The organism is Streptomyces sp. sk2.1 (assembly GCF_008120935.1).
In the GTDB taxonomy this organism is placed as follows: Bacteria; Actinomycetota; Actinomycetes; order Streptomycetales; family Streptomycetaceae; genus Streptomyces.
In genome coordinates, this window is sequence record NZ_RDBO01000020.1 from 696,262 (window position 1) to 700,687 (window position 4,426).

A 4,426-nucleotide genomic window follows, 5' to 3' on the forward strand; every position below is an offset into this window, starting at 1 on the left:
GGTGAGGAGGGTGCGGCGGATGGTGGCGACGGTGTGGTCGTCGGCGTCGGTGGGGCGGAAGAGGACGGTGCTGATGGTGGGGCGGTCGTAGAGGTCGAGGGTGGGGGTTTTGGTGATGAGGTCGGCGAGGTGGTGGGCGGTGGTGAGGGTGTGGTCGATGAGGTGGGCGAGTCCGGTGCGGCCGAGGGCGCGGAGGGTGACGGCGATCTTGAGTGCGTCGGGGCGGCGGGTGGTGCGCAGGGAGCGGCCGAGGAGGTCGGGGAGGCCGGCTTCGGTGTCGTCGTCGGCGTTGAGGTAGGGGGCGTGGTGGTGGAGTGGGTCGAGGTGGTGGCGGTGGGGGACGGCGAGGATGCCGGCGGGTGCGGGTTGCCAGCCGATTTTGTGGAGGTCGAGGGTGACGCTGTGGGCGCGGTCGAGGCCGTGGAGTTTGCCGCGGTGGGTGGGGCTGAGGAGGAGGGGTCCGCCGTAGGCGGCGTCGATGTGGAGTTCGGCGCCGTGGTGGTCGCAGAGGTCGGCGATGTCGGCGAGGGGGTCGATGCGGCCGGTGTCGGTGGTGCCCGCGGTGGCGGTGACGAGGAGGGGTGGTTGGAGTCGGGTGAGGGCTTCGTCGAGGGCGACGGTGCCGAAGATGAGGATGTTGGCGCCGATGAGCGCGTATTCCTCTTTCTGCTGGGTGAAGGGTTGGGCATGAGTGGGCATGCCAGCCTGTCCGGTTTTTCCGGTGCGCGGCCTGGAGTTCGGTGATCTGAACTCGAAAGGGGGATGGGCGTGGGGGTTTGGCGCTGCTGTCGGGTGTTCCGGTGGTATCGGGTCGTCGGACATGGGTGTGCCCGGCGTCTCCTTGTGCGAGGGACGCCGGGCACCGGTGGGGCTGGTGTGAAGTTGTGGGGCTCGTGGGCCCTATGTGTGATTGTGGGGCTCGCGGGCCCGCCGGGGAATTACCGAACCCGTGACCCGGCCGCTCCTCGGCTCGGCCGGGTCGGTGAGGTCGGTCGGGTCAGTGGGTGGTGCGTACGGTGAGGGCCCGGCGCAGGTCGTCGATCTGGTCGACGAGCTTGCGGTGCAGGGCGGGGGTGAGTGCTTCGTCGTCGAGGGCCTGCTCGCCGAGTCGGAGGTTGTCGGTGTCGATGGCGTGCGCCGGGAAGGCGTGGCGTCCTGCGGCTTCCGCGATGGCGGGGCCCCGGCGGGCGGCGAGGGCGGTGGCCTCGGGGTAGAAGCGGGGCACGTAGTCGCGTACGAGGTCGGCCTGTTCGGGCTGCCAGAAGCCCTGGGCGACGGCGGTGAAGAGGTAGTTGGAGAGGCTGTCGTCGTGGAACATGGCCTGCCAGGCGGCGGCCTTGGCCTCGGGGGTGGGGAAGGCGGCGCGGCAGCGGGCGGCGCCTTCCCGTCCGGTGGCGCTGGGGTCCTGTTCGAGTTCGGCGGCGATGGTGGCCTCGTCGGCGGCGCCGAGGACGGAGAGGCGGTTGAGGATGCGCCAGCGGAGTTCGGGGTCGAGTTCGGGGCCGCCGGGGACGGTGCCGTTGGTGAGCCAGTCGTGGATGGTGTCGGGCTGGGTGGCGGCGTCGATGAGGTGGCGTACGGCGATGAGGCGGAGGCCGGGGTTGTGGCCGTCCTCGGTGCGGCGGATGAGGTCGCGGCACAGGGCGGTGATGAGGGCGAGGGCGGCGGGGCGCTTCTCGGGAGCCGTGTAGTGGTCGGCGATGTGGTTGTGGGCGAAGGCGAGTACGCCCTGGGCGAGGGCGAGGTCGGTCTCGTGCGGCAGGTGGGTGCGGGCCGCCTCGAGGTAGGTGGTGGGGGCGAGTTCGCCGTCGCGGACCATGTCGCGGGCGGTGTTCCAGATGACGGCGCGGGTCAGCGGGTCGGGTACGCCGGACAGGCTGGTGAGGACGGTGTCCCAGGAGGGGGCGTCGGGGCGGATCTTGGCGTAGCCGAGGTCCTTGTCGTTGAGGACGAGGAGTGCGGGGCGTCGGCCGGGCAGGGCTTCGGCGGTGCCGTCGGCGGGGACGTCGATCTCGAACCGGTCGCGCAGGACGAGGGGGGTGATGCCGGTGGGGTTGTGGGCGTCCGGGTCGTGGTCGTAGGCGCCGACCGCGATGCGGTGGGGGCGGCTGCCGTCGCGGTCGACGGCGAGGGTCCAGGTGCCGTCGGATTCCTGGACGCGGGCGGTGAGGGTGTCGACTCCGGTGGTGCGCAGCCAGGTCTCGGCCCAGGCGTGGACGTCGCGGTCGGTGGCCGAGGCGAGGTTGTCGATGAAGTCGGCGAGGGTGGCGTTGGCGAACTTGTGGCGGGCGAAGTGGGTGTTGATGCCGGCCAGGAAGTCCTTCTCGCCGAGCCAGGCGACGAGCTGGCGCAGGGCGGAGGCGCCCTTGGCGTAGGAGATGCCGTCGAAGTTGAGCAGGGCGGACGCGGTGTCGGGGACGGCGTCCGGGTCGGGGGCGACGGGGTTCTCCGAAGCCACCCGCTTCACCGACACCTGGGTCGACTTCGGCGTCGTATCCCCAGCCCTTGCGGGCGACGCCGAAGTCGACCCAGGTGTCGGTGAAGCGGGTGGCTTCGGAGAGGATCTGGTAGCCCATGTACTCGGCGAAGGACTCGTTGAGCCAGATGTCGTCCCACCAGGCGAGGGTGACGAGGTCGCCGAACCACATGTGGGCCATCTCGTGGGCGATGACCATGCCGCGGGTCTGGCGTTCGGTGTCGGTGACGGCGGAGCGGTAGACGAATTCGTCGCGGAAGGTGACGAGGCCGGGGTTCTCCATGGCGCCGGCGTTGAATTCCGGGACGAACGCCTGGTCGTAGGAGTCGAAGGGGTAGGGCTCGTCGAACTTCTCGTGGAAGCGGTCGAAGCAGGCCTTGGTGATGTCGAGGATCTCGTCGGCGTCCGCGTCGAGGTGGGGGGCCAGGGAGCGGCGGCAGTGGATGCCGAAGGGCAGTCCGGCGTGCTCGGTGGTCACGGAGTGCCAGGGGCCGGCGGCGACGGCGACGAGGTAGGTGGAGATCAGGGGGGTGGCGGCCAGGGTCCAGCGGCCGTTCCCGCGGTGCTCGGAGATGGCGTTGCCGAGGACGGTCCAGCCTTCGGGGGCGGTGACGGCGAGTTCGAAGACGGACTTGAGGTCGGGCTGGTCGAACGCGGCGAAGACGCGCTGGACGTCTTCCATGAAGAGCTGGGTGTAGGCGTAGGTCTCGCCGTCGGTGGGGTCGGTGAAGCGGTGCATGCCTTCGCCGGTGCGGGAGTAGTTCATGACCGCGTCGACGCGCAGTTCGTGGGCGCCGGCGGTGAGCGCGGTGAGCGGGAAGCGGTTCTCGACGAGGTCGGCGGGGTCGAGGGGCTGTCCGTCGAGGCTGATCGAGCGCAGGGTGGCCGGCTTGAGTTCGACGAAGGTGTCTCCGGCCGCGGTGGCGGTGAACTGGATGACGGTGCGGGAGTCGAAGGTCTCCTCCCCCACGGTCAGATCGAGGTCGATCGTGTACTTGTGTACGTCGAGGAACTGGGCTCGGGTCTGCGCTTCGTCGCGCGTCAGTACGGACATGCGTCCATGCTGCCGTACGCCGTGGGCGTGCCGCAGGGGGGTTCTCCCAGGGCTGACCGGAACCCCGCGGCGGCTTCGGTGCGCGGTCCGGTGGGACGTGCTGTGCGGGCTGTCCGGTGGGGAACGTGTTGTGCGGATTGCGCGGTGGGGAACGCGTTGTGCGGATTGTGCGGTGGGTGTGTTGTGCGGGTGGTCAGTCCTGGTCGCCGTGGAATCTCCGGTACTCGTCGTTCATGAGGTCCCAGAAGGAGCGGTGGCGGACGGCTCCCGGCAGCCAGTGGGCGAGGTACCAGGCCTCCCATTCGCCGTCGGGCGTGACGACGCGCGGGTTGAGCAGGTAGACGTCGCCGCTTTCCGGGGTGTGGCTGATCTTGAGCATGTGGCTCAGGTATTCGGTGCGGATGGCGCAGCAGTCCTGTTCGTCGCCATAGACGAAGTACTCCTCGTCGGGTACGTCGTCCACTCCCATGCTGTCGTCCCAGCCCTCGATCAGTTCCGGGTCGAGGTCCTCGGCCCAGCCGATCTCCCGGGTGGACAGGAGGCGCGCGATCTCGTCGGTCGTGTCGAGCCATCCGTCGCTGGTGCCCAGGAACTCCAGGTAGCTCGGGGGGAGGCTGGTTCCCAGGCGTTGTTCGAGGTCGGCGAGTTCCTTCGGGGTCGCTCCGGTGGTGCCCAGCCATCGGGCCGCCCGTATTCCGGCCGGGAAGGGTTCGGCTCTCTCCTGCTCGTGCCGTACCGGGTCCAGCCATGCGTCGCTCCAGCGCTGGAGCAGGTCGCGCCACGGGTGGGTGGTGGGCTGGTGCTCGGGGTGTTTCTTCTCGGTGGCCGGCATGTCCGGAGGGTACGCGGGGGCGCTGACACCTCGGCCGGGGCGGTGGGGTGGTGTTTCGCAACCG

Annotated in this window: 1 protein-coding gene and 2 pseudogenes; all 3 read right to left on the reverse strand. The window is 70.0% G+C overall.

What is annotated here, in order from left to right; translation table 11 throughout:
* Positions 1-615: pseudogene (locus EAO76_RS06625) on the reverse strand (pyridoxal phosphate-dependent decarboxylase family protein); the annotation flags it as partial.
* Positions 616-997: 382 nt separating this feature from the next.
* A pseudogene (gene pepN / locus EAO76_RS06630) lies at positions 998-3,530 on the reverse strand (aminopeptidase N).
* Between the two features lie 193 nt (positions 3,531-3,723).
* On the reverse strand, positions 3,724-4,362 hold the full coding sequence (locus EAO76_RS06635) for an SMI1/KNR4 family protein (RefSeq protein ID WP_148834262.1): 639 nt from the start codon (positions 4,360-4,362) through the stop codon (positions 3,724-3,726).
* Between the last annotated feature and the right edge of the window lie 64 nt (positions 4,363-4,426).